Genomic DNA, 23,863 nt, shown 5'->3' with positions numbered 1-23,863 from the left:
CGTCTATTCCAGCGCCATCGGAGCGGTATCGCCGCTTTCCTCCAGATGCCAGATGGCGCTCCATTTTCCGTCTGTTCGGCACAATTCCAAATAGTTCCGCTCAGCGACATAGCGGTGTTTTTGTCCCGGCAGTGGATGGATGCGGATCGGGTGCCCGGGCACCGGCGCATCGCCCAGCCCCGCAAGCGCCCCCAGACTGCGTGCGTAGCTTTGCGGCGGGGCGCGATGCGCAATGCCGGAGGCTACCAGCTGGTTTATGCGCGTCTCACCGGTGCCCATTTCGGCACGTGTGGCCAGATGGATTTCCCCGGACAGCACCGTGACCGGGGCGGTTTTACGCCACTTCAGAACCTGTTTCAGCATCCGGGCCCATTCGGCCCGGTGGGCACGGCTCTGCCACTGATCGCGCAAGTCATCTTCGTATTTCTGCATGGTCGGGATCACCAGCATGAACCGCTCCACCAGTGACAACCGTGGCCCAAGGAGCGGCGTGCTGGAGATCAGGAAAGTATGCGTCTCGCCCGGCTGCACCGCCTCTGTCGCAGACCAGCCATAGGCGCCCATGACCTGCCGCCGTCCCCGCTCCGCCCGCAGATCCGGTGCGAAGAACTGCACCCCGGGCAAGGCCCGCTGCCAGGACAAAGATGTGCCGGTCTTGTCGAGGAAGAGGTCGGGAATATCCGCCTCAACTGCCGCATGCTGGAACAGCAAATACATCTCGCGCGCGACGCGGAACAGACATTGCCCCACCTCCGAATGGGTCTTGCGACGATAGAGCGAGCCCCAGCCATCGCAGATATCGTGGTCGTCCCAGATCGCCAGCGTCGGCACGCGGGCCATGATCCATGCCGGCGCGTCCCCGAACAAGGCCTGCACGTAACGCTCGGCGAACCGCTGGCGCAGGTGGTCTGCCAGATCCTCCAGCTCTTCTGCAGTGCTGGGGCGGTGCACCTTGTCAGGCCAGTCCTCGCTCAGTGGATGCCCCTGCGTGGCTTCATCGGCGTAGATCTGGTCTCCGCCTTGCAACAGCAATGCAAAGGGCGCGCGACGGTGCTCGTTGCACATATGCGCCCACATCTTGTTGCGCTCTTCCTGATCGCGATCCAGATCACCTTCTTCCTCGCCATTGCAGGAGGCAAAAGCGATCCGAATGTCGCCGGTCAGTTCTGTCTGCACCTCATAGGTCTCATCGCCCAGTCGGTAACCGCCTGCTGATTGCGACAGGTGAAAATCAAAGCGCCAGATCGCATTGCGGCCAACCTCGCGCAGCAGTTTCGGCTCATATGTGTCATCACCCGCGTAGAGCAGGTCTGGGGTCTCACCGATGGGCAAGAGAACCATGGCCGCCAGCTTCAACCGGTCCTCCTCAAGCCCGCGATAGTAGAGAATGGGCCCAAGCCGCGCCGCGCTAAATTCTGAAGTCATATGCCCCTCATACTGCAATCATGCGCCCATCAGGCTCGGTCAGACATAGGCAGTTCATCAGGCTGATATAACCCACGGAGGTTCGACAGGTCGTAAATCTATCGTTTATCCCCAGTGGTTTCATCTACCGGATCCGTATCGCTCCAATAGGAACGTCCCCACATGCCACGACAGAGCGCATCTGCGCGTTCTGGTCGAGATCTCAACTCTGCTATGCCGGTTTTGTTCACGGCTTTCCTGCGTCATCCGCTGTGTTCGAACAGACGCACAGCATCGTCGCATTCGCAGGTGTCAGACCACATCGACCCGAAGCGGTGGAAATGGCGCGCATGTCAGCTCCATCACATCACCGCGCGCAACCGGGCCGACACCAGACGGCGTGCCGGTCAGGATCACATCACCGGCGGCCAGCGTGTAATAGCGGGACAAATGCGCGATCATCTCCGGAACCTTCCAGATCATCTGGTTGAGATCCCCCTGCTGGCGCGTCTCGCCATTCACCGTCAGGGTCAGCGCCCCTGCATCGGGATGGCCGACCTCGGCCACAGGGCACAGGGGCCCCACAGGCGCGGCGGCTTCAAAGGACTTGCCGATCTCCCACGGGCGCCCGGCCTTCTTGGCCACGCCCTGCAGGTCCCGGCGGGTCATGTCCAGCGCCAGACCATAGCCCCAGACATGCGCCAGCGCATCTGCCTCGGCGATATCGCTGCCACCCGTCCCGAGTGCCACCAATAGCTCTGCCTCGTGGTGCACATCGCTGCTCATCACGGGATAGGGAAAGCGGCCGGAGGCATCGAGGCTATCCGGTGTCTTCTGGAAGAAGAACGGCGGCTCGCGATCCGGGTCATGGCCCATTTCCACCGCATGCGCCGCGTAGTTGCGACCAATGCAATAGACCCGCCGCACCGGAAACAGGGCCGCACTGCCCTGCACCGGAAGGCTGGCCTGTGGCGGCGGGGCAATGACATAATCATTCATGGCGCGATCCTCTCACTTGTTGTTGTTCAAGGTGATAGCCGCTCTGTCACCCCGCGCCAAGCTCAGCCGGAAAGATGCCTCAAGCCAAGTTGAGCCCGGCGGTCACGTGGGCTGCCGCCGAACTGCGCGCGGTAGGATTTTGCAAAATGCGCCTGGCTGACAAACCCCGTCGCCAGCGCCACCTCGCCAACCGGCAGTCGGGTCTGGCGCAGCAGCTCGTCGGCCTTCTCCAGCCGTCGGATCATGTAGTGCCGCATCAGGGGCTGGCCGATGTCGGCCCCAAACTGCCGCTGCAGGCTGCGCGGGCTGAGACCGGTGAGCTGCGCCAGCTGCTCCATCGACAGGGGATCGGCCAGATGGGCCTCCATCAGCGCCAATGCCGACGCCACCGCACGGTGCAACTCGTCCGGTGCAGCCCCGTCCGAGCGCTGCGGCGCATCTGCGTCGCGAATGCCGGTGTGGATGTACCAATCGCTCACCTGCGTTGCCAACTGCGCCCCATGGTCCGAGCGGATCAGCGCATGCATCAGGTCCAGCGGCGCCACCCCACCGGCGCAGGTGTAGCGGTCCCGGTCGATCACAAAGAGCCGCCGCTCCATCAGGAAGTCGTCTGACCGCGCACGCAGGGCGTCAAAATGCTCCCAATGCACGGTGAAGCGGCGGTTCTGCATCACTCCCGCCTGCGCCAAAACCGCTGCCCCGCCGGAGATCCCGCCCAGTGGCACCCCTTCGGCGCTTAGACGCCTGAGCCAGCCCAGCACCCCCCGGTCCTCAAACGCAAAGGGATTGCCCCCCGCGATCACGAAGACCAGATCCGGCACCGGTCCGACTGCGATCGGGTCGGTTTCGAAAATGGCCCCGCAGGAGGCCCGCACCGGCCCACCGTCGCGCGACAGGAAGCGCAGATCATAGAGAGCCGCGCCGCTGAGCAGGTTTGCTGCGCGCAAGGGCTCCACCGCCGAGGCTGCCGACATCAGGGCGAAACCTTCGACCAAAAAGAACCCGTAGCGCCGTGTCTCTGTCTGCGTTTCTGCCTGCATCACAACCCGCCGTCCAAAATGGGACAAAATTAGTCCACATCAGAAAAGTCAAGCCTGCCGCCGCTGCTACACTCTCGCGAAACGACCTGGAGAAAGACATGCGTTATTCCGCGCTTCGCATCGCCTGGGAGGCCCTGACCGGCCACAAGGGCTGGACCCAAGCCTGGCGCGACCCGGATCCGCAGCCCGCCTATGACTACGTGATCATCGGTGGCGGCGGCCATGGGCTTGCGACCGCCCACTACCTGGCGAAAGTCTACGGCAAGGCCCGTATCGCGGTGCTGGAAAAGGGCTGGATCGGCGGCGGCAACGTGGGGCGCAACACCACCATCGTGCGTTCGAACTACCTGCTGCCGGGCAATGAGCCGTTCTACGAGTTTTCGCTGAAACTCTGGGAGGGGCTGGAGCAGGACCTGAACTACAACGCCATGGTCAGCCAGCGCGGCATCATGAACCTGATCCACAGTGACGCCCAGCGCGATGCCTTTCGCCGCCGTGGCAATGCGATGATCCTGCAAGGCTCCGATGCCGAACTGCTGACCACCGACCAGGTCCGCAAGGAAGCGCCCTTCCTCAACTTTGACAACCCGCGCTTCCCGATCAAGGGCGCGCTGGTGCATCGGCGCGGCGGCACCGTGCGTCATGATGCAGTGGCCTGGGGCTATGCCCGCTCCGCCGACCAGCATGGCGTCGACATCATCCAGAACTGCGAGGTCACCGGATTTCGCATCGAAGAGGGCCGGATCAAGGGGGTCGAAACCTCGCGCGGCTATATCGGCGCGGGCAAGGTCGGCGTCGCAGTGGCGGGTAATTCGTCACGCGTGATGGCCAAGGCCGGTATGCGCCTGCCGATCGAGAGCCACGTGCTGCAGGCCTTTGTCTCCGAAGGGCTGAAACCAGTGCTGCCCGGCGTCATCACCTTTGGCGCCGGACATTTTTACGTCAGTCAGTCTGACAAGGGCGGTCTGGTCTTTGGCGGCGATATCGACGGCTACAACTCCTACGCCCAGCGCGGCAACCTGCCCGTGGTCGAGGACGTCGCCGAGGGCGGCATGGCGCTAATGCCGATGCTGGGCCGCGCGCGCCTCTTGCGCATGTGGGGCGGTATCATGGACATGTCGATGGACGGCTCCCCCTTCATCGACCGCACCCATATCGACGGGCTCTTTTTCAACGGCGGCTGGTGCTACGGGGGGTTCAAGGCGACGCCCGCATCCGGCTTTGCCTTTGCCCATCTTCTCGCCACCGATCAGCCGCATGAGACCGCGCAAGCCTATCGGCTCGACCGTTTCCTGAACGGTCACATGATCGATGAAAAGGGTGTCGGCGCACAGCCGAACCTGCACTGACCCTTCCCGCGACACCGACACAACGGACCCGCCCTCATGATCATTCCCCATCCGCTCCTCGGTCCCCGCGACGCGCAGGAGTTCACCTATCTCGGCGATGCCAGCCTGCTGGACCGCCCCGACCCCGGGACCGCAACGGCGGCAGAGGACTTCCACGCCTATGCCTATCTGCGCGACAACCCGGCAGGTCAGCACCAGGAACTGTGGTTCCACGAACAAGGTGACCGCTCCTGGCTGGTCGTCACCCGCGACACCAACACACATGAGATCCTGAACGCCGAACTGGCCCGCGACGTGGTGCTTGCCCGCCGGGCCGCCGCAGACAAGGGAGCCGACGCATGAGCCAGCAAAACCGCCTTTCCGGAGGTCAGATCGACCGCAGCCGGACGCTGGATTTCACCTTTGACGGCAAGAGCTACAAAGGCCACCCCGGCGACACGCTGGCCTCTGCGCTGCTGGCCAATGGCGTGCGCCTGATGGGCCGCAGTTTCAAGTATCACCGCCCGCGCGGGGTGATCTCTGCCGGTTCCGAAGAACCCAACGCACTTGTTGAGCTGCGCAGCGGCGCGCGGCAGGAACCCAACACCCGCGCCACCGTGGCGGAGCTCTACGACGGCCTCAGCGCGCAGAGCCAGAACCGCTGGCCCTCGCTAACCTTTGATGCGCTCGGGGTGAACGATCTGTTCTCCAATTTCCTGACCGCGGGATTCTATTACAAGACCTTCATGTGGCCGCGCGCCTTCTGGGAAAAGGTCTACGAGCCCATCATCCGCCACGCCGCAGGCCTCGGCTCGCTGTCGATGCAGGCCGATCCGGATACCTATGACAAAGGATTCCGGCACTGCGACCTCCTGGTGATCGGTGCCGGCCCCGCAGGCCTCGCCGCCGCCCTGACGGCTGCGCGCAGCGGCGCGCAGGTGATCCTCGCCGATGAGGATTTCACCTTGGGTGGCCGCCTAAACGCCGAGGTCGAGGAGATCGACGGTCAGTCCGGCGCAGATTGGGCGGCGCAGGCCGTTGCAGAGCTACAGAGCCTCGCAAACGTGCGCCTGATGCGCCGCACCACCGTGCTGGCTGCCTTTGATCACGGGGTTTACGGCGCGCTTGAACGCAATGCCGATCACCTTGCCGCACCCACCGGCGAGATACCACGCCAGACGCTGTGGCGGATCTACGCCCGTCAGAGCGTCCTCTGTGCGGGCGCCACCGAGCGCCAGATCGCCTTTCAGAACAACGACCGCCCCGGCGTTATGATGGCGGGAGCCCTGCGCACCTATGCCAACCGCTGGGCGGTGGCGGCGGGGCAGCGCGTTGCGGTCTTCACCAACAATGACAACGGTCACCGCACGGCACGCGATCTCGCCGCGCTGGGAGTGGATGTTGTCGGCGTGGTCGACAGCCGACCCAGCGCCCCCGCCCTTGGCGACTACCCTCTCTTCACGGGCGCACAGGTCATCAACACCACCGGCAAACTGGGCCTCACCGGCGTCACCCTGCGGCGCGCCGATGGTGGCACCGAACATCTGAGCTGCGCCGCGCTCGGTGTCTCCGGCGGCTGGAACCCCCATGTCTCGCTCACCTGTCACCAGCGCGGCCGCCCGGTCTGGGACGATCATATCGCCAGCTTTGTCCCCGGCGAGAGCCTGCCGCAGGGCATGCATGTTGCCGGTGCGGCCGCGGGCAGGTTCTCCACCGCCGCCGCGCTCAAATCCGGCATCGACAGCGCCGTGGCCGCCCTCGACGCGCTTGGCCTCAGCGCAACGCCGCTGCCCTGCCCCAAAGCAGAGGATGGCGCCTATGACCTCGCGCCGCTGTGGTATGTCGCCGACGGCAAGGGGCGCAAATGGCTCGACCTGCAGAATGACGTCACCGTCAAGGACGTGAAGCTCGCCCATCAGGAGGGGTTTCGCTCCGTCGAACACCTCAAGCGCTACACCACCCTTGGCATGGCCACCGATCAGGGCAAGACCTCCAACCTCGGCGGGCTTGCGGTGATGGCGGAGATGACCGGTCAGAGCATCCCCGAGACCGGCACCACCATCTTCCGCCCCCCCTATACCTCCGTCGCCATGGGTGCGCTGGCCGGGCGTTCGGCGGGCAAGGACTTCAAACCCACCCGCCGCACGCCTTCGCATGCTTGGGCCGAGGAACAGGGCGCGGTCTTTGTCGAGGCCGGTCTGTGGCTCCGGGCGCAGTATTTCCCGCGCACCGGCGAGAGCCACTGGCGCCAGACCGTCGATCGCGAAGTCCTTGCTGTGCGCAGCTCCGTCGGTGTTTGCGACGTCACCACGCTGGGCAAGGTCGACGTGCAGGGCAAGGACGCTGCAGCGTTCCTCAACCTGATCTACGCCAACGGATTTGCGAAACTGCCGGTGGGCAAATGCCGCTATGGCCTGATGCTGCGCGAGGATGGCATTGCCAAGGACGATGGCACCGCCGCGCGGCTGGCCGAGGATCACTTCGTGGTCACCACCACCACCGCCAATGCCGGGCCGGTCTATCGCCACATGGAATTCGTGCGCCAGTGCCTGTGCCCGGAAATGGACGTGCAGCTGATCTCCACCACCGACGCTTGGGCGCAATACGCGGTGGCAGGGCCAAACGCCCGCAAACTGCTGCAGAAACTCGTCGACCCGGAGCATGACATCTCCAACGCCGCCTTTCCCTTCATGGGCTGCGGCGAGATCACCATCTGCGGTGGGCTGCGCGCGCGGCTGTTCCGGATCTCCTTCTCCGGTGAGCTGGCCTATGAGATCGCGGTGCCCACACGCTATGGCGACGCGCTGATGCGCGAACTGATGACACAGGGCGCAGAGTTCGACGTCACACCCTATGGCACCGAGGCGCTTGGGGTCTTGCGGATCGAGAAGGGCCACGCCACCGCCAATGAACTCAACGGCCAGACCTCGGCCGATCACCTTGGCATGGGCCGCATGGTCTCCACGAAGAAGGACTCAATCGGCGCTGTGCTGTCGCGGCGCGAGGGGTTGAATGCCCCGGACGGGCTGCGGTTGGTGGGGTTCGAAGCGCTCGACGGCAACGATCTGCCCGCTGGCAGCCATCTCTATGCCAAGACCGCCACCCCTACCGGCGCCAGCGAGGGCTGGCTGTCATCCGCCGCCTACTCGCCGCATCTAGGCAAATCCATCGCGCTTGGCTTTCTTGCCCGTGGGCAGGACCGGCTGGGCGAGACCGTCACCGTCGCCAACCCGCTGCAAGGCCAGTCTTTCATCGCCCGTGTGGTCAGCCCCCATTTCATCGATCCCGAAGGAGAGCGTCTGCGTGCCTGATCCCAGCCCCAAACCACGCCTGTCCGCCCGCACCGCGTTCGGCGCCACCACAGCCCGCCTCGACAGCCTCGGCCCCTGGACGCTGACAGAGCGCCCGGACCGCGCCCTGGCCTCCGTTGCCGCGCGCGCCGCAGACCCGCAACAGGTCGCCGACAGGCTCGCATCGCGCGTCGGCGGCGCCGTCGCACTCGGGCAGCTGGCGCAGGGCGAAGACCACGACATCTTTGGCACTGCACAAAACCAGTGGTTCGTGATGGCGGACCACACACAGCAGGAAGACCTCGCCCGACAGCTCAAGACGGAGCTGGGAGACATGGCCTCCGTGACGGAGCAGAACGACGGCTGGGTTGTCTTCAACCTGAGCGGGCCCCGCGTCTGCCGGGTGCTGGAGCGGCTGGTGATGGCGGACCTTGCGCAGATGCCGGACGGCAGCGCCCAGCGCCTGCTTCTGGAGCATATGAATGTTGTCCTGTTGTGTCGGCAGCACGACCAGTCCTACGACATTCTTGTCGCCCGCTCCTTTGCACTGTCGCTGCATCACGCCGTGACCACCGCAATGAGGAGCGCGGCGGCGCTTGCCACGCCCAGCTGAACGGCGCATTGCACCGACGGATCCCCAAGAGCACTCTTCCCCGGGGACACCTGGGCCCTGCGCCCCAGAGCTACCTTCTGCCGGCGCGGGGCCTTTCTTCGAACAAACCCGCGCGCTGTTCAGCATGCAACGCAAACACTCTTTTCAGGCCTGAAATTCGGATCTGATGAAGATATGCGCCACCATGCCCCTGTGGTCACCCGAAGATACCCGCGACCTTGAGAGTATTGCTGCGGGTCGCCTTGTTCAGGTCCCTTCGTCGAACAGAGAGAGCAAAAAATTCGCACAAAAAACACGCAACCTAACCTGATATGCCCCATTCAGCGTAAAACACATGGTCGGGACGTTTGCCTCAGGTTGCTGACGACCTAGGATCAAGAAATGGCACAGTCTTTCAACGAGGCACACCATGATCCAGTTACTCGTGTTCAGCGATCTCGACGGCACTTTGCTGGACCATGACACTTATGATTATACACCCGCGCTTCCGGCCATCGCGGACATAAAGGCACGCGGCGGGCTTCTAATCCTCGCCAGCTCAAAAACTGCCGCAGAAATGCTGCCGTTGCATCAGGCGCTTGGTCTGGAGGACACGCCGATGATCGTAGAGAACGGGGCAGCCTGCCTATCGCCTGCGTACATCGGCTCAAAGGATGCAGACTACCGCGCCATCCGTGAGGTTTTGCGAAGCTTGGGCGCGCCCTTTCGCGGTTTTGGCGACATGAGCGTATCAGAGGTGAGCGCCGAGACGGGGCTGAGCATGGTCGATGCTGCCCGCGCCAAGACCCGCCAGTTTAGCGAACCCGGAGTGTGGCAGGGCGACGCCCATCAAAGCGCAGGCTTCCTTGCCGCTCTCGCGCGTCAAGGCATCACTGCGCGTCGGGGCGGGCGCTTCCTGACACTCTCGTTCGGCGCGACCAAGGCAGACCAGATGCAGCAGTTGTGCCGGTCCTATGCACCCAGTTATTCCGTCGCGCTTGGCGATGCCCCCAATGACATTGAAATGATCGCCACCGCTGACCGCGGCGTGGTGGTGCGCAATGACCACAGCCCGGATCTACCCGGTCTGGCCAATTACCCTCACATCCTGCGCACCACGCTTGCCGGGCCCACCGGTTGGAACGACGCGATGTTGCAGATACTCGACGAATTGAACTTCACTCAAAAAGGAGCCGCCGCGCATGGCTGATTTCCACCAAAACGGCAATATCGCCCAATTTCACGATCTACGTTGCCGCCCGGTGGAAGAACTAGAATACGAGCTTTCGACTTTTGCCCAGACTCGCAAGATCTCACTCATCCTGCCCTGTCTCTATTCCGAACTCGAAGGGCCAGCCCTGCGCCATATCCTCGATGAGCTGGCGAAAGTCCCCTACCTGCATCACATCGTCATCGGCCTTGATCGCGCCACCGAGGAGGAATATCGCCACGCGCGTCAGTATTTCGCCTCCCTGCCCCAGAGCCACCGGGTAATCTGGAACGACAGCCCGCGGATGCGGGCATTGGGGGACCGGCTGGCGGAACAGGGCCTCGCGCCGCCGGAACCCGGCAAGGGCAAGAACGTCTGGTCCTGCATCGGCTATCTGCTGGCCCAGGCCGAAAGCTCGGTTGTGGCGATCCATGATTGCGACATCACCACCTATTCCAAGGACATGCTGGCCCGGCTGGTCTACCCGGTGGCGCATCCGGCGTTTTCCTATCAGCTGTCAAAGGGGTTCTATGCCCGCGTCGGCAATGGCAAGCTCAATGGCCGGGTCTCCCGCTTGCTGGTCTCGCCGCTGCTGATCGCCCTGAAACGCACCATCGGAGATCGCGATTACATCGACTACCTGCGCAGCTTTCGCTATCCGCTGTCGGGCGAAATGGCCCTGCGCATGCCTTTGCTCCCGGACCTGCGCATCCCCTCGGACTGGGGGCTGGAGATCGGCGTGCTGTCGGAGGCTTGGCGCAACCTCGGGCGAAAGGCGGTCTGCCAGGTGGAGATCGCCAACAATTACGACCACAAGCATCAGAGCCTCAGCCCCGAGGACGCCAGCGCCGGTCTCAACCGCATGTCCACCGACATCTGCAAGGCGATCTTCCGCAAGCTGGCCGCCGATGGCACCGTATTCACGCCAAATGTCTTCCGCACCCTGAAAGCGACCTATTATCGCTCCGCGCTGGATCTGCTGGAAGCCTATTCCCATGACGCCATCATGAACGGGCTGGAGATGGACCGCCACGGCGAGGAGAAGATGATCGAGATGTTCGCCAACAATATCATGACAGCGGGGCAGGTCTTTCTCGAGAACCCGCATGAAACACCCTTCATCCCCAACTGGAACCGCATCCACTCGGCCAATCCGAGCTTTCTGGGCGATCTGAAGGCAGCAGCCCTGGCCGATGACGCGGATTACGCCCCGGTATAATCCGGGGTGATGCGGGGCGTAGCGCGCTTAGATGCCAAAGGCCGGGTGATAGGCGACGACGCCCTCCGGCACGTCACCCTGCAAGGCAAGCGCCATAAAATAGCTCGCGGGCAAACCGGGCAACACCAAGCCCCTGTGGCAGGCAAAGCCGAAGCGCGCGTAAAATGCAGGCTCGCCCAACAGCACGATCCCCCGGTCGCCGCGTCCCGTAAGCCGCGCCATCCCCTCATGAATGAGCGCGGAGCCGATCCCCTGTCCCTGTCTTGTCGGCAGAATTGATATCGGACCCAGCCCCAGCCAGCCCAGATCGCGCCCATCAATGGTAACCGGCGAGAAGGCCACATGGCCCACGACCGCGCCCGCCTCCTCCGCCACGAGCGAGAGGGTCAATGCGCCTGCGGCCCGCAATCCCGCAACAATGCCCGGCTCGCTGCCGTCACTATGGGGATGTCCGGCAAACGCCGCCTCCGTCACCACATGAATTGCATCCGCATCCTTGGCCTGTTCGTCTCGAATGATCAAACCGATCCTCCTTTCATGTTTTCCAACTCAAAATAATCCTGGGGGGGGGGCGCGAGAGGTTCCCCCTCGCACCCGCCCTCTTGGTCATCGATTGTCGGCCTGTGAACGCACTGATCGGCGCCCCTTTTCGGAAATCTGATAAGGGCTGGACATCCGGCTTTCGACCAGCCGTTTGCGCTTCAGCCGCCGAAAGATCTCCAGCGTGCAGTTGCTGAGGATCAACCCGTCACGGGTCACGCAGGTCACCTCGGTGACCCGTCCGTTTGGCGCGCGCTCATAGAGAATACGCCCGCCCTGCGCCAGCGCGTGCAGCACGCGCTGTTCGTGTTTCGAGATGTTCATTGAAGTCTGCCTGTGATTGAACCACGTCAAAACCGCCACGCGCGCGCAGAGGCGTCGCGCGTTCCGCGGGTGCGACAGGTTCCGGGAATACCGAAACCGTCAGCAGGTGGTTGCAATCTCCAACATCAACAATTCCCTTGTCTGGAGGGGCATTTCCCCGTGCTTAGCAGCCCCATCGCAGGCGGGCAATCTTCTCAAGCCCGATTGCTAATCCAGCGGCATTGATAGGGCGCAAGTGTGATTTCCGCGTCCCAGGTCACGCCCTCGCCCGACAGGAGATCCTGCCAGTCCTCCCCTTCGATCAGGTTCAGCGCCCCCGGCGGCAGGATCACCCCATCGGCGCTGACGTTGTGCAGGGCAAAGATCGATTGCGCCCGGTCCAGCGATTGCCGCCAGAGGGCAAACACCCGGTCATCCAACTGCAGGGTGAACTGCGTCGCATTGGGATGAAACGCCGGTTGTTGCGCCCGCAGGCGTAGCCGTTCCGACAATGCCGAGAGCACCTGTGACTGCTCCGTCTGCGCGTCCTGGAGCCGCTCACACAACGCCGGATAATCCCAGCGGTGCCGGTTTATCGCCCGGTTCATCCCCCGCCGCGCCACTGCGTCATGGTCATTTGGTGTCGCCAGAAGCGCATGAATGTAGAAGGCCGGAATGCCCTCAAGGCTCATCGGAATGGTCTGGGAACAGATAAAGCGGTCAACTTTCATATCATCCGCCCCCTGCAGGGTGCGCGACATGGCATCGAAATAGGTGCAATTCACCTCGTAGGGCGCCTCTCCGCCATCCGGTAGCGACCGCATGGAGACCAGACCGCCGCTCTCCCTGACACACTCAATCATCTGATCGATCTCCGCCTGCGGCAACACGCCTTCGGCCGGCCTCATGCCAATCCCATCGTGGCTGGCGGTGAAATTCAGATAGGCACAGCCCAGTGGCGCTGGTGGCATCGCCCGAGCCCATTTCAGCAAAAACCGCGCCGAGCCCGCAAGCATCGCATGCAGGATCAGCGGCGGCAGCGGGAAGTTGTAGACCACATGGGCCTCGTTGCGATTGCCGAAATAACTCAGGTTCTCCGCCCGCGGCACATTGGTCTCGGTCAAGAGCACCACCGTCTCGGTCGCGTAATCCGCCAGCAAGCGCAAAAGCTGCACGATGGCATGGGTTTCTGGCAGGTGGATCGAGGGGCTGCCGGCCTGTTTCCAGATGAAGGCCACCGCGTCGAGCCGGATGATCCGCACCCCCTGGTCGATATGCAGCCGGATGATGCGCAGGATTTCCAGCAGCACCTCCGGGTTCTCGAAATTCAGATCGACCTGATCGTGGCTGAAGGTGCACCAGACGTGTTTCACCCCGTTTGCCGTCTCCACCGCCTGCAGCAGCGGAGTCGTGCGGGGCCGCACCACCTGCGACAGGTCTTGCTCAGGGCTGGCCTCGTAGAAAAACCCGTCGAAAGGCGCCTGCCCCTGGCGGTAGGCGTTGAACCATGGGCTTTGCGAGGAGACATGGTTCAGAACCATGTCCGACATCAGGTGAAACGCCCCGCCAATGCGCCGGATATCGGCCCAGTCGCCCAGCTCCGGATTGACCTTGCGATAATCAGTGACCGCAAACCCATCGTCCGATGTATAGGGAAAGAACGGCAGGATATGCACGCCGTCCACGACCCCCTGCATATGGGTCAGCAGGAAATCATGCAGCAGATCCAGTGGCTTGTGACTGCCATCAACCAGCGAATTGCCATAAGCGATCAGCAGCGCATCCCGCTCGGACCAGAGCGTGTTGCCCGGCGTGCGCGGCCGTTTGCGTCGGTGCGTATCCTGCGGCCAGAACGCCTCCACCACCTGGGAGCCCAGGATCTCGCTGTCCAGCTCAGGATAGATCTGCTGCAGGAGCCGTGTCAGACGACCCCCGAAAGACGCGCTGCGCTGCACCATGTCCGACCCTCCTCCGGCTGCGCGCGGATCATTTTCCGCTTTGCCTTCAATTGCTTCGCTCAAAGACCTCTGAGCCTCAGCCTAGCCGCGCCATCGCACTTGCGTAAACCGCTGGCCCGCCACTTGGAGCGGGTTTTGCGCAAAGTGACCATTTTACGGGCAGGTATCGTGACGTGGATCGGAAATGCGCTACGCTCCAATAGGTAGAAAATTGCCGTGGTGCCGAGGGGCAGGCATCGTCACGGGGCTTGATCGACGGCGACGTTAGCGTTAACGATAGCCGCGAGTGATAGCGGCACCATCAGGGTGCCGTGCCCGGAAACCGAACCGGAGTTATTGGCAAATGACCCTTAAGATCGCGATCAATGGATTTGGCCGGATTGGCCGCAATGTGCTGCGTGCGCTGCTGGAGAATGACACCACCGACGTCGAAGTCGTGGCGATCAATGACCTCGCCGCACCCGCAACCCAGGTCCACCTGCTGAAATACGACAGCGTGCATGGCCGTCTCGGCGCCGAGGTGGTGATCGAGGGCGACACCATGAAAGTGGGCCGCCACGAGATCCGCCTGACCGCGATCCGCAACCCCGAAGAGCTGCCCTGGTCCGACGTGGACATCGCATACGAGTGCACCGGCCTCTTCACCTCCCGCGAGGCCGCCGCCCGCCACCTGGAAAACGGCTCCCAGCGGGTACTGATTTCCGCACCGGGCAAAGAGGTCGACCGCACCGTGGTCTTCGGCGTCAACGACGCGGATCTGACCGCTGAGGATGTGATCGTCTCCAATGCCTCCTGCACCACCAACTGTCTGGCCCCGGTGGCCAAGGTGCTGGACGATGCATTCGGCATCAAGACCGGCTACATGACCACCATCCACGCCTATACCGGCGACCAGCCGACCCATGACAGCGCCCACAAGGATCTCTATCGCGCCCGCGCCGCGGCGCTGTCGATGATCCCAACCTCCACCGGGGCTGCCCGCGCAATCTCTGAAGTGCTGCCGCATCTGAAGGGCCGTCTGGAAGGCTCCGCCATCCGCGTGCCGACGCCAAATGTCTCTGTCGTCGATCTGACCTTCCAGCCGGAAAAAGCCGCCAGCGTCGAGAGCATCAACGCCGCGATCCAGGCGGCTGCCGCCGACGGCCCGCTCAAGGGCATCCTCGGCTACGAGGACGAGCCGCTGGTCTCGACCGACTTCAACCACGACCGCCGGTCGTCGATCTTTGCTGCGCCGCAGACCGCCGTCACTTCCGAAGGTCTGGTGCGCGTGGTCAGCTGGTACGACAACGAATGGGGCTTCTCCAACCGCATGATCGACACGGGTCGCGCGATGGGCAAATTCCTCTGACCTCCAGCAGAGCTCAGAGCTGAAGACCGCAGACCCGAACACCAAAGGGCCGCAGCACATGCCGCGGCCCTTTTCATCTTCTGCATAAATATCCCGGAGCGCGAGGCAGAGCCTCGCGAGACCCTTGCGTCAGATCCGGAAGATCGGCTGCAGCATGCGCGGGACAAAGGACCGGAACCGCAGCGCGGCATCAGTGGCCGCAAGGCAGATGCAGGCCGGGCCGTCTTCGGCCACAGGCTCATGCTCCAGATCGCCGTCTGCAACCTCCAGATCCCCAACACCAAACCGGCCGGTCTCATCCGAAAAGGCCCCCTGCAGCACCAAAGTCAGCTCCAGACCGTTGTGTCCGTGATCCGGCACTGCCATGCCGCCCGGGATATACAGCAGCCGCACGCTGCCGCTGCGGTCGTGGTTCAGGATCATCTGCCGCACGCCGAGGCCAAGGGGCTTCCACTTCGGTGGCAAGCCACCCAGCGCCTCCATCACCGGTGCCGGAAAGATGCCGGAGCGCTCATAGACCCGCTCTGTCGCCGCCGGGGTATCCAACGCATCAAACAGACGCGCCTTCATGTCGGAGGAGACATCCTGCACGGGTGTATCATCCAGCAGCGCGCCGCCCAGCGTCTCATGCGCGCCAAGGCGGGCCCGGCACTCGTCACACATGGAGACATGCGTGGCGACCACGGTTGAAAACGCCTTTGGCAAGCTGCCTGAGGCATATGCAATCAGCAGCTCGTCAGGGATATGATGCGTTATGCCCGTCATGTCCTGTCCGTTCCCTTCAATTCGTGACGCAGCTTTTCCAGCCCCAGCCGGATGCGCGACTTGATGGTGCCCAGCGGCAGGCCGGTTTCGGCCCGGATCTCCGCATGGGTCAACTCGCCCAGATAGGCGCGTTCGACCATCTCGCGCTGTGCGGGCTTCAACCTGTTCAGCGCCGCCCGCAAAGCTGTCGTCTCCTCTTCCAGCGCCACAATCTGTGACGCGTCATCTTCTGCCGTCTCGGCCGGTTTCAACTCTTCCGGCACCGGGCGGCGTTCCTTGCGCAGCACGTCGATCTGACGGTTGCGCGCAATCTGATATATCCAGGCCGAAACCTGCGCCCGACCGGGGTCGAACATATGCGCCTTGCGCCAGACCGTCAGCATGACGTCCTGCACAATGTCCTCCGCCTGAGCCGGCGGCAGGCCGGATCGACAAATCACCCCTTTCAAACGGGGGGCGAAGTGATCAAACAGGTGACCAAAGGCCACCTTGTCCCGCTGGTCGCGCACCGCCAGCATCCAGACCGTTGTTTCGGCATAGGGTTCGCCTGTCACCAATATGTTCTCCCTGGCACGCTTCGCGCCATCGCCCACCCTAGCGGGCGCGGCTTCGGCTTCAAGCCTGTCTTCCAAAAGAACGTCTTCACTGACATCGAACATGACTTTCATACGCCGCCCCGCTCCGGCTGGATCAAAAATTCTGTACCCCGCAAAAAATTCGTAAAGCGACGAGAAACCCTGCCACGTTTTTCTTTTCTGCTTTTTTGATCCAACCGGGCCGCGCCTTGCGTAAGATCATCAAAACCAATGGAGTTTACATGTCTTTTGATGCCCTCTCGTCACAGCGTCGCCGAATTGCAATCGTGGGTGGGGGGATTTCCGGACTGGCGTCGGCGTGGTGTCTTGGGCCGCGTCATGACGTGACGCTGTTCGAGGCCGCTCCGCGTCTTGGAGGGCACGCGCGCACGGTCACAGCAGGCATTCGCGGTGACCAGCCTGTCGACACCGGCTTCATCGTATTCAACTACGTGAACTACCCGCATCTGACGCGCATGTTCAACGAACTCGATGTGCCAGTCGTGCGCAGCGACATGTCCTTTGGCGCTACCATTCAGAACGGCGCGGTGGAATACGGGTTGAAGGACCTCACGGCCCTGTTTGGTCAGCGGCGCAACCTTGGACGTCCGGCCTTCTTTGGCATGGTGCGCGATATTCTGCGCTTCAATGCCCGCGCCGAAGGCGCAGCCCGCGACGACAGCACCACCATCGGCGAACTGGTCAAGGAGCTGTCTCTCGGCGAGTGGTTCCAACGCTACTATCTGATGCCCATCTGTGGCGCCATCTGGTCCACCCCGCCGGAAGAAATCCGCGATTTTCCCGCCCGCTCTCTGGTGCGCTTCTTCCGCAATCATGCGCTGCTGTCCGCTGCGGGGCAGCACCAGTGGTGGACGGTCAAGGGCGGCAGCATCGAATATGTCACCCGCCTCTGTGCCCATCTGGAAAAAACCGGCGTCGATCTGCGCGCCGCCTGCCCAGTGCGCTCGGTCGAGCGCCACGACAGCGGCGTTACCCTGCATCTACCCGATGGCCAGTCGGAGGGCTTTGACGAAGTGATCTTTGCCTGCCATTCCGACGACGCACTCCGCCTTCTGGCGCGTCCAACCACGCAGGAGCAGGCCACCCTCGGGGTCATGCGCTATCAGGACAACCAAATGATCCTGCATAGAGATGCCGGACAGATGCCGCGACGTCGCGCCTGCTGGTCCTCCTGGGTCTACAAGGCCGACCAGCAAGACGACCGCCCTGCCATCGGCGTTACCTACTGGATGAACCGGCTGCAGAACCTGCCGGAGAACGATCCGCTGTTTGTGTCGCTGAACCCCGTGCAGGAGGTGAACGCAAAGCTGATCTACGATGAAAAGACCTTTCGCCACCCGGTCTTCGACCGCGCTGCGGTCCGGGCGCAAGACGCGGTGCAGGCGATGCAGGGCCAGAACAACACCTGGTTCGCCGGGGCCTATCTGCGCCATGGCTTTCACGAGGACGGCTTTGCCAGCGCGGTGCGCGTGGCCCGGGCGCTGGAGGCCCGTCACCTGCCGAGCCGTGATGCGCAAGAGGTCCTGGCATGAGCGCCAGCACCGACAGATGGCCTGAACATCTGGCAGGATACACCACCCACGCCCGGCGTGGCAGCATCCGCAATTCGTTTCGCTACAGCGTCGATTATGTGCTGCTGGACCCGAAATCCGCAGACGGGCCGCGCCTGTTCTCGCGCAACCGCTGGAACCTGGCTTCCGTGCAGGACCTCAGCCACGGAGGCGCGCCCGGACAGGGGCGCGGTGTGGTCTGGGCCGAGGAGATCCTGACGCAGGCCGGGCTGCCACTTTCCGGGCTGCGCGTCATGCTGCTGACCCAGCCCTCATTCCTCGGCTATATCTTCAACCCGGTCAGCTTCTGGCTGGCGATGGACGGCACCGCGCTGCGGGCGGTGATTGCCGAGGTGTCCAACACCTTTGGCGATCGGCACAGCTATCTCTGCGCCCTGCCCGACTTTGCCCCCATCACGGCGAAATCCTGCCTCACGGCACAGAAAATCATGCATGTCTCACCTTTTCAGGAGGTCGCGGGCGCATATCGGTTTACGTTTGATATCGGGGAGGATCGGATCGCCATCCGGATTGCCCATGAGAACGGCTCCGAAGGCGTCATCGCCACGCTGATCGGAGACCGTCATCCCCTGAGCAATTCCCGGCTGATCACCGCCGCCCTGCGCCGCCCGCTGGGCGCCATGCGCACCATCGCGCTGATCCACTGGCAGGCGCTCAAACTCAAACTCAAGGGCGCGCGCTACAGAAGACGCCCGCTTCCGCCCGAACAGGAGGTAAGCTGATGCTGTTCATCACCAACCGCGTCAAACGCGATTTTCTCGATAGCTGTGCCAGGATACGACGCGGCAGCCTGCGGCTGATCACGCCCGAAGGCGAAGTGCATGATTTTGGTCAAGGCGCGCCCGAAGCCGAAATGCAGATCAACGACTGGTCAGTGGTCACAGCGCTGGCCTCGCGCGGGGACATCGGACTGGGCGAGGCCTATGTCGCCGGTCTTTGGGATACACCATCGATCGAGGCGGTGACCCAGGTGGCGCTGTTGAACCTCGACTACCTCGAGGCCTTTGCCTACCCGAGCCCGCTGGCCACGTTGAAATTCCGTGTCGTGGACCGTTTGCTACGCGCAAATTCCCGCAGTGGCGCCAGCCGCAACATCAAGGCGCATTACGATGTCGGCAATGAGTTCTATCAGCTCTGGCTTGATGAAAGCATGACCTATTCCTCGGCCCTCTTTGCCCCCGGCGACCGCAGTCTGGAGGATGCCCAGCACCGCAAGTACGACCGCATCCTCAACCGTGCCAGCGACGCCGAACGTATCCTGGAGGTCGGCTGCGGCTGGGGTGGATTTGCCGAACGTGCGGCCGATCATGGCCGCCACGTGACCGGCATCACCATCTCGCCCAGCCAGCATGGGTTTGCCGATGCGCGGCTTGACGGGCGGGCGGAAATTCAGCTCTGCGACTATCGCGACACCAAAGGCAAATTCGACGGCATCGTGTCGATCGAGATGATCGAAGCGGTGGGCGAGCGGTATTGGCCACAGTATTTCGCCATGCTGAAGGACCGTCTGACCGAGAGCGGCCGCGCAGTCGTGCAGGCAATCACGGTGCCCGACGCCTATTTCGACATCTATCGCAAGGGGTCGGACTACATCCGGCAGTACACCTTCCCGGGTGGCATGCTGCTGTCCAATGCGATGATCGCCCATCACGCCCAGCAGGCAGGTCTGAAGGTCACCGACAACTTTGGCTTTGGTCTCGATTACGCCCGCACCTGCCGCATGTGGTCGGATCGGCTCAGCGCCGCATCGGACAAGGTTCTCGGGCTTGGCTACGACCAGAGCTTCCTGCGCAACTGGCAGTTCTACTTGCAGATCTGCGCCGCCTCGTTCGAGACCCGTCAAACAGATGTGGTACAGGTGGAGCTGGCCCATGCGAGTTGATCTTCGCGCCGTACTTGCACTGGTCCTGACCCTTGGAGCCCCCGCCATCAGCCATGCCAATGGCACCGGCCTTGGCGCGCCCGTCCCACTCGGGCAGGCGACCCTGCGGTTTCTCGGCTTTGAGGTCTATACCGCCACCTTGCACACCGAAGGGGCCGATCAATTCGACTGGGACCGGCCCTTGTCGTTGCGATTGGACTACGCGCGCGGCTTCTCTGCCGAGGATCTGTTGCAGGGCACCCGCAAGGAGTTGCAGCGCATCGAGGGCACGCGCTCCGATCAACCGGAAATGTTGAAAAAACTGGCCACCTGCTTTCGCGCCGTGGGTGACGGGGACCACTACGTGGCAGTGTCCACCACGCCGGATACCGTCGAAATGCGCCTCAATGGCGCGCGGACCTGCCGTGTCTCCCACCCGGATCTGCGCAAGCGGTTCCTCGGGATATGGCTGTCGCCCAACAGCCGGTCCGCCCGCCTTTCGGCCCAGTTGCGGGGCGAATGATGCATCCCTGGCGCGTCAGCACCTATGCGCTGATGCTGGCGGCTGCCGGTCTGCCGCTCTATATCCATCTGCCGCGCTATGCCACCGGTGAACTGGGGCTGAGCCTTGCGACCCTCGGGGTGATCCTGGCGGGCATCCGCGTGATGGATTTTGCTCAGGACCCGGCGCTTGGCTGGCTGGTTGATCGCTACCCGGCGCGCAAACCCGCCTTTGCGGTGCTGGCCTCGCTTGGCATGGGGCTCGGTTTCGTGATGCTTTACACCCTCCGCCCGGAAACAGCCACGATCCCCTGGCTGATCGCGGCGCTGGTTCTGGTCTTCACCGCATATAGCCTTGGCACCATCCTTTTCTATGGCCAGAGCGCTGCCCTCGCCGGCAGCCCCGACGGGCTGATCCGACTGGCAGGCTATCGCGAGGCCGGCACGTTCGGCGGGATCATCCTCGCTGCAACCGCACCGACCGCGTTGGTGGCCCTTGGCGCATCTGGCAGCGGCTACAGCGCTTTTGGCCTATTGCTGGCAGCGGTCTGCCTGATCGCCCTCGTGGTGAGTCGCCCCCTTTGGCGAGTCTCGGCACCGGCAGAACGCCCGCTGTCCCTGTCCGAGCTGCGCAGCTCCGGCGCGCTTGGCCTGCTGGGGCTGGCCTTTGTCAACGCTCTGCCGGTGGCGATCACCTCGACCCTGTTCCTGTTCTTTGTCGAGGACCGGTTGCGCCTGCCGGATCTGGCTGGTCCCTTCCTCATCCTGTTTTTCCTTGCCGCAGGGCTATCGGTCCCACTCTGGACCCGCGCCTCTGCGCGTTTCGGCCCGGCCCGGGTGTTGGTGCCCGCCATGGGGCTGGCCATAGTGGCCTTTATCGGCGCTGCGGCCCTGCCCACAGAGGCGGCCTTCGGGTTTGCGCTGATCTGCCTCGGCTCCGGTGCAGCACTTGGCGCCGATATGGTGATCCTGCCGGTGCTCTTTGCCGGCGCATTGAACCGCGCCGGGCTGCAGGCGGGTCGCGCCTTTGGCCTTTGGTCCTTTGCCGCCAAACTGGCGCTGGCCAGCGCGGCCGTGCTGTTGCTGCCCCTGCTGGAAATCAGCGGCTACCGCCCCGGTGCCACGAATTCCGACGCCGCCCTCACCGCGCTAACGCTGGGCTACGCAGTGCTGCCCTGTCTCATCAAATGCGTCGCCATCGTGCTGGCGCTGCAACTCCCCCGGAAAGAGGTTTCTGCATGAAGCTCCTGCTTGCTCTTATCATCCTCGTGCTGCTCCTCCTGCTGCTGCGCCCCGGATTTGGCTTTCGTGCCCAGCGGCCCTCGGACTATGCGAACACCGGGCCCGCCTTTGACATCCGCAAACATCTGAGCGGGCGTTTCATCTCCGAAGGGATGATTTACGGTCCCACCGGGCGCGTGGTATCGCGTTTCGTTGCGGAAATGACCGGCGAGTGGGAGGGCGACAGCGGCACGCTGAGCGAAGACTTCCAATATGCAGGCGGCGGCACGCAGGCGCGAAAATGGATCCTCACTGCCGGGCCCGATGGCGCATTCACTGCCGAGGCGGACGATATCATCGGCACAGGGCGCGGCCAGCACTCCGGCGCAAGCGTGCGGCTCGACTATCGCATCCGTCTGCCCGAGGACGGCGGCGGGCATGTGCTGGACGTCACCGACTGGATGTATCTGATGGAGAACGGCACCATCATGAACCGCTCCGAGATGCGCAAGTTCGGCGTCAAGGTGGCTGAACTGATCGCCACCATTCGCCCGGCCCCGGACACGGAGGCAAAGCAATGAGTTTTGAAGGAAAGACCTGGTGGATCATCGGCGCCAGCGAAGGTCTCGGTCGTGCGTTGGCCACGGCGCTGGACCGCGAAGGCGCGCGGCTGATCCTATCCGCCCGAAACCCGGACAGGTTGACGGAATTGGCCGGTGAGCTGCGCGACGCCGTGCCGTTGCCGATGGATGTGACCGACGCGCGATCCGTGACGGCCGCGGCAGAGGCGGCCAAAGACGCGGATGCGGTGCTCTATTGCGCCGGTCTTTATGATCCGATGACGGTTCAGGACTGGGAGCCCGAGGCAGCCGAAGAAATCTGTGAGGTGAACTTCATGGGGGTCATGCGTGTGCTGGGCAGAGTGGCCCCGCGCATGGCGCAGCGGGGGCGCGGGCATATCGCCTTGATCGGCTCGCTTGCTGGCTACACAGGCTTGCCCGGAGCCATCGGCTATGGTGCCTCCAAGGCGGCGGTGATGCATCTGGGCGAAAACCTGCACCGTGATCTACGCGATACGGATGTGAAGGTTCAGGTGATAAACCCCGGCTTCATCAAGACCCGGCTGACCGCAAAGAACGACTTCACGATGCCGATGATTCAAAGCCCCGAGGACGCTGCGGCCTGTTGCATGAAAGCGCTGCGCTCAAACCGGTTTCAAAGCGCCTTTCCCGCGCCATTTTCCTGGGTCTTTCGCATCGCGGCGTATCTGCCACGCAAACTTGTCACGAGGCTCATATGACGCAGAGCGCTCCCCGCGAAGTCGTCATTTTCGGCGCGTCAGGAGGGCTGGGGCGTGCATTGGTCGCGGCCTACGCCGCACGCGACAGCGTCACCCGCATCCATGCCGTCGGGCGTCGCGTTGATGCATTGCCAACTGGCGAGAAGATCACTCCGCACCGCGCTGACATCACCTGCGAGACGGACCTAGAGGCGCTGGCGCTACAGCTGGGAGAACCGGATCTGGTTCTGGTGGCCACCGGCCTGCTGAGCGACCCCGAAACAGGGCTGAAGCCGGAAAAATCCTATCGCCAGCAAAGCATGGCCGCTTTCGAACAGGTGTTCCGCGTCAATACGTTCGGCCCCGGGCTGGTGGCCAAACACCTGCTGGGGCGGATGCCGCGTCAGGGCCGCACGGTCTTTGCGGCATTGTCCGCGCGGGTCGGGTCAATTTCCGACAATGGATTTGGCGGCTGGCATGCCTATCGCGCGTCCAAGGCCGCGCTGTGCATGTTGATGCGCAACTATGCGATCGAGGTGGCGCGCAAGAACCCGGATGCGATTTGTGTCTGCCTGCATCCGGGAACCGTCGACACAGGCTTGTCGGCTCCGTTTCAGTCCAATGTCCCCGAGGACAAATTGTTCGCACCCGACTATGCCGCCAACTGTCTGCAAGGGGTGCTTGACGGATTGAACCCAAAGGACAGCGGCGGACAGTTTGATTGGGCCGGCAAAAAGATCCCGGAATAACACCATCCAAACGCTGCCAGTGCGAGGCCACTTTGTCGGGTCCGTTAGGTCCTCGCCTGTGGTCTTGCCCCCCGGCGTCGATCCGGCGA

The 23,863-nt window shown here is 63.2% G+C and carries 23 protein-coding genes; 15 read left to right on the top strand and 8 right to left on the bottom strand.

The features are described 5' to 3' along the window. Window positions 1–3: 3 nt before the first annotated feature. From R0J92_RS10815 to R0J92_RS10805, 3 genes are all read right to left on the bottom strand, one after another. Complete coding sequence (locus R0J92_RS10815; protein ID WP_411051676.1) at window positions 4–1,425, bottom strand: alkaline phosphatase D family protein; 1,422 nt, start codon at window positions 1,423–1,425, stop codon at window positions 4–6. A 291-nt stretch (window positions 1,426–1,716) separates the two neighbouring features. After that, window positions 1,717–2,403 (bottom strand): fumarylacetoacetate hydrolase family protein, encoded by a 687-nt coding sequence (locus R0J92_RS10810; protein ID WP_317385413.1) that lies wholly within the window; start codon window positions 2,401–2,403, stop codon window positions 1,717–1,719. 62 nt (window positions 2,404–2,465) lie between these two features. Beyond that, the gene (locus R0J92_RS10805) at window positions 2,466–3,443 is read right to left on the bottom strand and encodes a GlxA family transcriptional regulator (RefSeq protein WP_411051675.1); all 978 of its coding nucleotides are present in this window, start codon (window positions 3,441–3,443) and stop codon (window positions 2,466–2,468) included. Window positions 3,444–3,541: 98 nt separating this feature from the next. On the opposite strand from R0J92_RS10805, the gene R0J92_RS10800 reads away from it, so the two are divergent. The 6 genes from R0J92_RS10800 (at window position 3,542) to R0J92_RS10775 (ending at window position 11,082) form a co-directional block, all read left to right on the top strand. Beyond that, window positions 3,542–4,792: a sarcosine oxidase subunit beta family protein gene (locus R0J92_RS10800; RefSeq protein ID WP_411051674.1), complete on the top strand. Its 1,251-nt coding sequence runs from the start codon at window positions 3,542–3,544 to the stop codon at window positions 4,790–4,792. A gap of 36 nt (window positions 4,793–4,828) precedes the next feature. Further along, window positions 4,829–5,134: a sarcosine oxidase subunit delta gene (locus R0J92_RS10795; protein ID WP_411051673.1), complete on the top strand. Its 306-nt coding sequence runs from the start codon at window positions 4,829–4,831 to the stop codon at window positions 5,132–5,134. Beyond that, a complete protein-coding gene (locus R0J92_RS10790; RefSeq protein ID WP_411051672.1) occupies window positions 5,131–8,082 on the top strand; it encodes a sarcosine oxidase subunit alpha family protein in 2,952 nt (983 codons plus the stop codon). Before R0J92_RS10795 ends, R0J92_RS10790 begins: the two co-directional genes overlap by 4 nt. Continuing rightward, the gene (locus R0J92_RS10785; protein WP_411051671.1) at window positions 8,075–8,674 is read left to right on the top strand and encodes a sarcosine oxidase subunit gamma; all 600 of its coding nucleotides are present in this window, start codon (window positions 8,075–8,077) and stop codon (window positions 8,672–8,674) included. Before R0J92_RS10790 ends, R0J92_RS10785 begins: the two co-directional genes overlap by 8 nt. A gap of 409 nt (window positions 8,675–9,083) precedes the next feature. Then, on the top strand, window positions 9,084–9,863 hold the full coding sequence (locus R0J92_RS10780) for an HAD-IIB family hydrolase (RefSeq protein ID WP_106163831.1): 780 nt from the start codon (window positions 9,084–9,086) through the stop codon (window positions 9,861–9,863). Then, complete coding sequence (locus R0J92_RS10775) at window positions 9,856–11,082, top strand: glycosyl transferase (RefSeq protein ID WP_411051670.1); 1,227 nt, start codon at window positions 9,856–9,858, stop codon at window positions 11,080–11,082. The genes R0J92_RS10780 and R0J92_RS10775 overlap by 8 nt, the downstream gene beginning before the upstream one ends. A 27-nt stretch (window positions 11,083–11,109) precedes the next feature. On the opposite strand, the gene R0J92_RS10770 is transcribed toward R0J92_RS10775, so the two are convergent. The 3 genes from R0J92_RS10770 to R0J92_RS10760 form a co-directional block, all read right to left on the bottom strand. Continuing rightward, entirely contained in the window at window positions 11,110–11,604 is a 495-nt protein-coding gene (locus R0J92_RS10770; protein WP_317385407.1) for an N-acetyltransferase, read from the bottom strand. Between the two features lie 84 nt (window positions 11,605–11,688). Next, a complete protein-coding gene (locus R0J92_RS10765; RefSeq protein WP_106163834.1) occupies window positions 11,689–11,946 on the bottom strand; it encodes a YjhX family toxin in 258 nt (85 codons plus the stop codon). A 194-nt stretch (window positions 11,947–12,140) separates the two neighbouring features. Further along, window positions 12,141–13,883, bottom strand: coding sequence for a sugar phosphorylase (locus R0J92_RS10760; protein WP_411051669.1), 1,743 nt, complete (start codon window positions 13,881–13,883; stop codon window positions 12,141–12,143). A gap of 343 nt (window positions 13,884–14,226) precedes the next feature. Here R0J92_RS10760 and gap point away from each other — a divergent pair, with 343 nt between their 5' ends. Continuing rightward, window positions 14,227–15,231: a type I glyceraldehyde-3-phosphate dehydrogenase gene (gene gap, locus R0J92_RS10755; protein ID WP_317385405.1), complete on the top strand. Its 1,005-nt coding sequence runs from the start codon at window positions 14,227–14,229 to the stop codon at window positions 15,229–15,231. Between the two features lie 129 nt (window positions 15,232–15,360). Here the strand turns inward: gap and R0J92_RS10750 are convergent, their stop codons facing one another. Both R0J92_RS10750 and R0J92_RS10745 read right to left on the bottom strand, forming a co-directional pair. Beyond that, the gene (locus R0J92_RS10750; protein WP_317385404.1) at window positions 15,361–15,996 is read right to left on the bottom strand and encodes a ChrR family anti-sigma-E factor; all 636 of its coding nucleotides are present in this window, start codon (window positions 15,994–15,996) and stop codon (window positions 15,361–15,363) included. Continuing rightward, window positions 15,993–16,514, bottom strand: coding sequence for a sigma-70 family RNA polymerase sigma factor (locus tag R0J92_RS10745; protein WP_207796919.1), 522 nt, complete (start codon window positions 16,512–16,514; stop codon window positions 15,993–15,995). Before R0J92_RS10745 ends, R0J92_RS10750 begins: the two co-directional genes overlap by 4 nt. A 299-nt stretch (window positions 16,515–16,813) precedes the next feature. Between R0J92_RS10745 and R0J92_RS10740 the strand changes: the two genes are divergently transcribed. Genes R0J92_RS10740 through R0J92_RS10705 form a run of 8 tightly spaced genes read left to right on the top strand, consistent with a single transcriptional unit; the run spans window position 16,814 to window position 23,774 of the window. After that, window positions 16,814–18,124, top strand: a complete 1,311-nt coding sequence (locus R0J92_RS10740) for an NAD(P)/FAD-dependent oxidoreductase (protein WP_411051668.1) — start codon at window positions 16,814–16,816, stop codon at window positions 18,122–18,124. After that, complete coding sequence (locus R0J92_RS10735; protein WP_411051667.1) at window positions 18,121–18,885, top strand: DUF1365 domain-containing protein; 765 nt, start codon at window positions 18,121–18,123, stop codon at window positions 18,883–18,885. Before R0J92_RS10740 ends, R0J92_RS10735 begins: the two co-directional genes overlap by 4 nt. Next, window positions 18,885–20,045 (top strand): class I SAM-dependent methyltransferase, encoded by a 1,161-nt coding sequence (locus tag R0J92_RS10730; RefSeq protein ID WP_411051666.1) that lies wholly within the window; start codon window positions 18,885–18,887, stop codon window positions 20,043–20,045. The genes R0J92_RS10735 and R0J92_RS10730 overlap by 1 nt, the downstream gene beginning before the upstream one ends. Continuing rightward, complete coding sequence (locus R0J92_RS10725; protein WP_411051665.1) at window positions 20,035–20,547, top strand: chalcone isomerase family protein; 513 nt, start codon at window positions 20,035–20,037, stop codon at window positions 20,545–20,547. Before R0J92_RS10730 ends, R0J92_RS10725 begins: the two co-directional genes overlap by 11 nt. Continuing rightward, entirely contained in the window at window positions 20,544–21,767 is a 1,224-nt protein-coding gene (locus R0J92_RS10720) for an MFS transporter (protein ID WP_411051664.1), read from the top strand. The genes R0J92_RS10725 and R0J92_RS10720 overlap by 4 nt, the downstream gene beginning before the upstream one ends. Beyond that, window positions 21,764–22,327 (top strand): DUF3833 domain-containing protein, encoded by a 564-nt coding sequence (locus R0J92_RS10715; protein ID WP_411051663.1) that lies wholly within the window; start codon window positions 21,764–21,766, stop codon window positions 22,325–22,327. Before R0J92_RS10720 ends, R0J92_RS10715 begins: the two co-directional genes overlap by 4 nt. Then, window positions 22,324–23,046, top strand: a complete 723-nt coding sequence (locus tag R0J92_RS10710; RefSeq protein WP_411051662.1) for an SDR family NAD(P)-dependent oxidoreductase — start codon at window positions 22,324–22,326, stop codon at window positions 23,044–23,046. The genes R0J92_RS10715 and R0J92_RS10710 overlap by 4 nt, the downstream gene beginning before the upstream one ends. Beyond that, a complete protein-coding gene (locus R0J92_RS10705) occupies window positions 23,043–23,774 on the top strand; it encodes an SDR family NAD(P)-dependent oxidoreductase (protein WP_411051661.1) in 732 nt (243 codons plus the stop codon). The genes R0J92_RS10710 and R0J92_RS10705 overlap by 4 nt, the downstream gene beginning before the upstream one ends. Window positions 23,775–23,863 lie beyond the last annotated feature (89 nt).

The organism is Tritonibacter sp. SIMBA_163, assembly GCF_046535935.1.
Classification (GTDB): Bacteria; Pseudomonadota; Alphaproteobacteria; order Rhodobacterales; family Rhodobacteraceae; genus Epibacterium; species Epibacterium scottomollicae.
This window is presented reverse-complemented; position numbering and strand designations above follow the sequence as displayed.

Bases quoted from the DNA above. Each gene is read 5' to 3' on its own strand.
- R0J92_RS10815 (WP_411051676.1), bottom strand. From the start codon at position 1,425: ATGACTTCAGAATTTAGCGCGGCGCGGCTTGGGCCCATTCTCTACTAT.
- R0J92_RS10810 (WP_317385413.1), bottom strand. From the start codon at position 2,403: ATGAATGATTATGTCATTGCCCCGCCGCCACAGGCCAGCCTTCCGGTG.
- R0J92_RS10805 (WP_411051675.1), bottom strand. From the start codon at position 3,443: ATGCAGGCAGAAACGCAGACAGAGACACGGCGCTACGGGTTCTTTTTG.
- R0J92_RS10800 (WP_411051674.1), top strand. From the start codon at position 3,542: ATGCGTTATTCCGCGCTTCGCATCGCCTGGGAGGCCCTGACCGGCCAC.
- R0J92_RS10795 (WP_411051673.1), top strand. From the start codon at position 4,829: ATGATCATTCCCCATCCGCTCCTCGGTCCCCGCGACGCGCAGGAGTTC.
- R0J92_RS10790 (WP_411051672.1), top strand. From the start codon at position 5,131: ATGAGCCAGCAAAACCGCCTTTCCGGAGGTCAGATCGACCGCAGCCGG.
- R0J92_RS10780 (WP_106163831.1), top strand. From the start codon at position 9,084: ATGATCCAGTTACTCGTGTTCAGCGATCTCGACGGCACTTTGCTGGAC.
- R0J92_RS10775 (WP_411051670.1), top strand. From the start codon at position 9,856: ATGGCTGATTTCCACCAAAACGGCAATATCGCCCAATTTCACGATCTA.
- R0J92_RS10765 (WP_106163834.1), bottom strand. From the start codon at position 11,946: ATGAACATCTCGAAACACGAACAGCGCGTGCTGCACGCGCTGGCGCAG.
- R0J92_RS10760 (WP_411051669.1), bottom strand. From the start codon at position 13,883: ATGGTGCAGCGCAGCGCGTCTTTCGGGGGTCGTCTGACACGGCTCCTG.
- gap (WP_317385405.1), top strand. From the start codon at position 14,227: ATGACCCTTAAGATCGCGATCAATGGATTTGGCCGGATTGGCCGCAAT.
- R0J92_RS10750 (WP_317385404.1), bottom strand. From the start codon at position 15,996: ATGACGGGCATAACGCATCATATCCCTGACGAGCTGCTGATTGCATAT.
- R0J92_RS10745 (WP_207796919.1), bottom strand. From the start codon at position 16,514: ATGCTGGCGGTGCGCGACCAGCGGGACAAGGTGGCCTTTGGTCACCTG.
- R0J92_RS10740 (WP_411051668.1), top strand. From the start codon at position 16,814: ATGTCTTTTGATGCCCTCTCGTCACAGCGTCGCCGAATTGCAATCGTG.
- R0J92_RS10735 (WP_411051667.1), top strand. From the start codon at position 18,121: ATGAGCGCCAGCACCGACAGATGGCCTGAACATCTGGCAGGATACACC.
- R0J92_RS10730 (WP_411051666.1), top strand. From the start codon at position 18,885: ATGCTGTTCATCACCAACCGCGTCAAACGCGATTTTCTCGATAGCTGT.
- R0J92_RS10725 (WP_411051665.1), top strand. From the start codon at position 20,035: ATGCGAGTTGATCTTCGCGCCGTACTTGCACTGGTCCTGACCCTTGGA.
- R0J92_RS10720 (WP_411051664.1), top strand. From the start codon at position 20,544: ATGATGCATCCCTGGCGCGTCAGCACCTATGCGCTGATGCTGGCGGCT.
- R0J92_RS10715 (WP_411051663.1), top strand. From the start codon at position 21,764: ATGAAGCTCCTGCTTGCTCTTATCATCCTCGTGCTGCTCCTCCTGCTG.
- R0J92_RS10710 (WP_411051662.1), top strand. From the start codon at position 22,324: ATGAGTTTTGAAGGAAAGACCTGGTGGATCATCGGCGCCAGCGAAGGT.
- R0J92_RS10705 (WP_411051661.1), top strand. From the start codon at position 23,043: ATGACGCAGAGCGCTCCCCGCGAAGTCGTCATTTTCGGCGCGTCAGGA.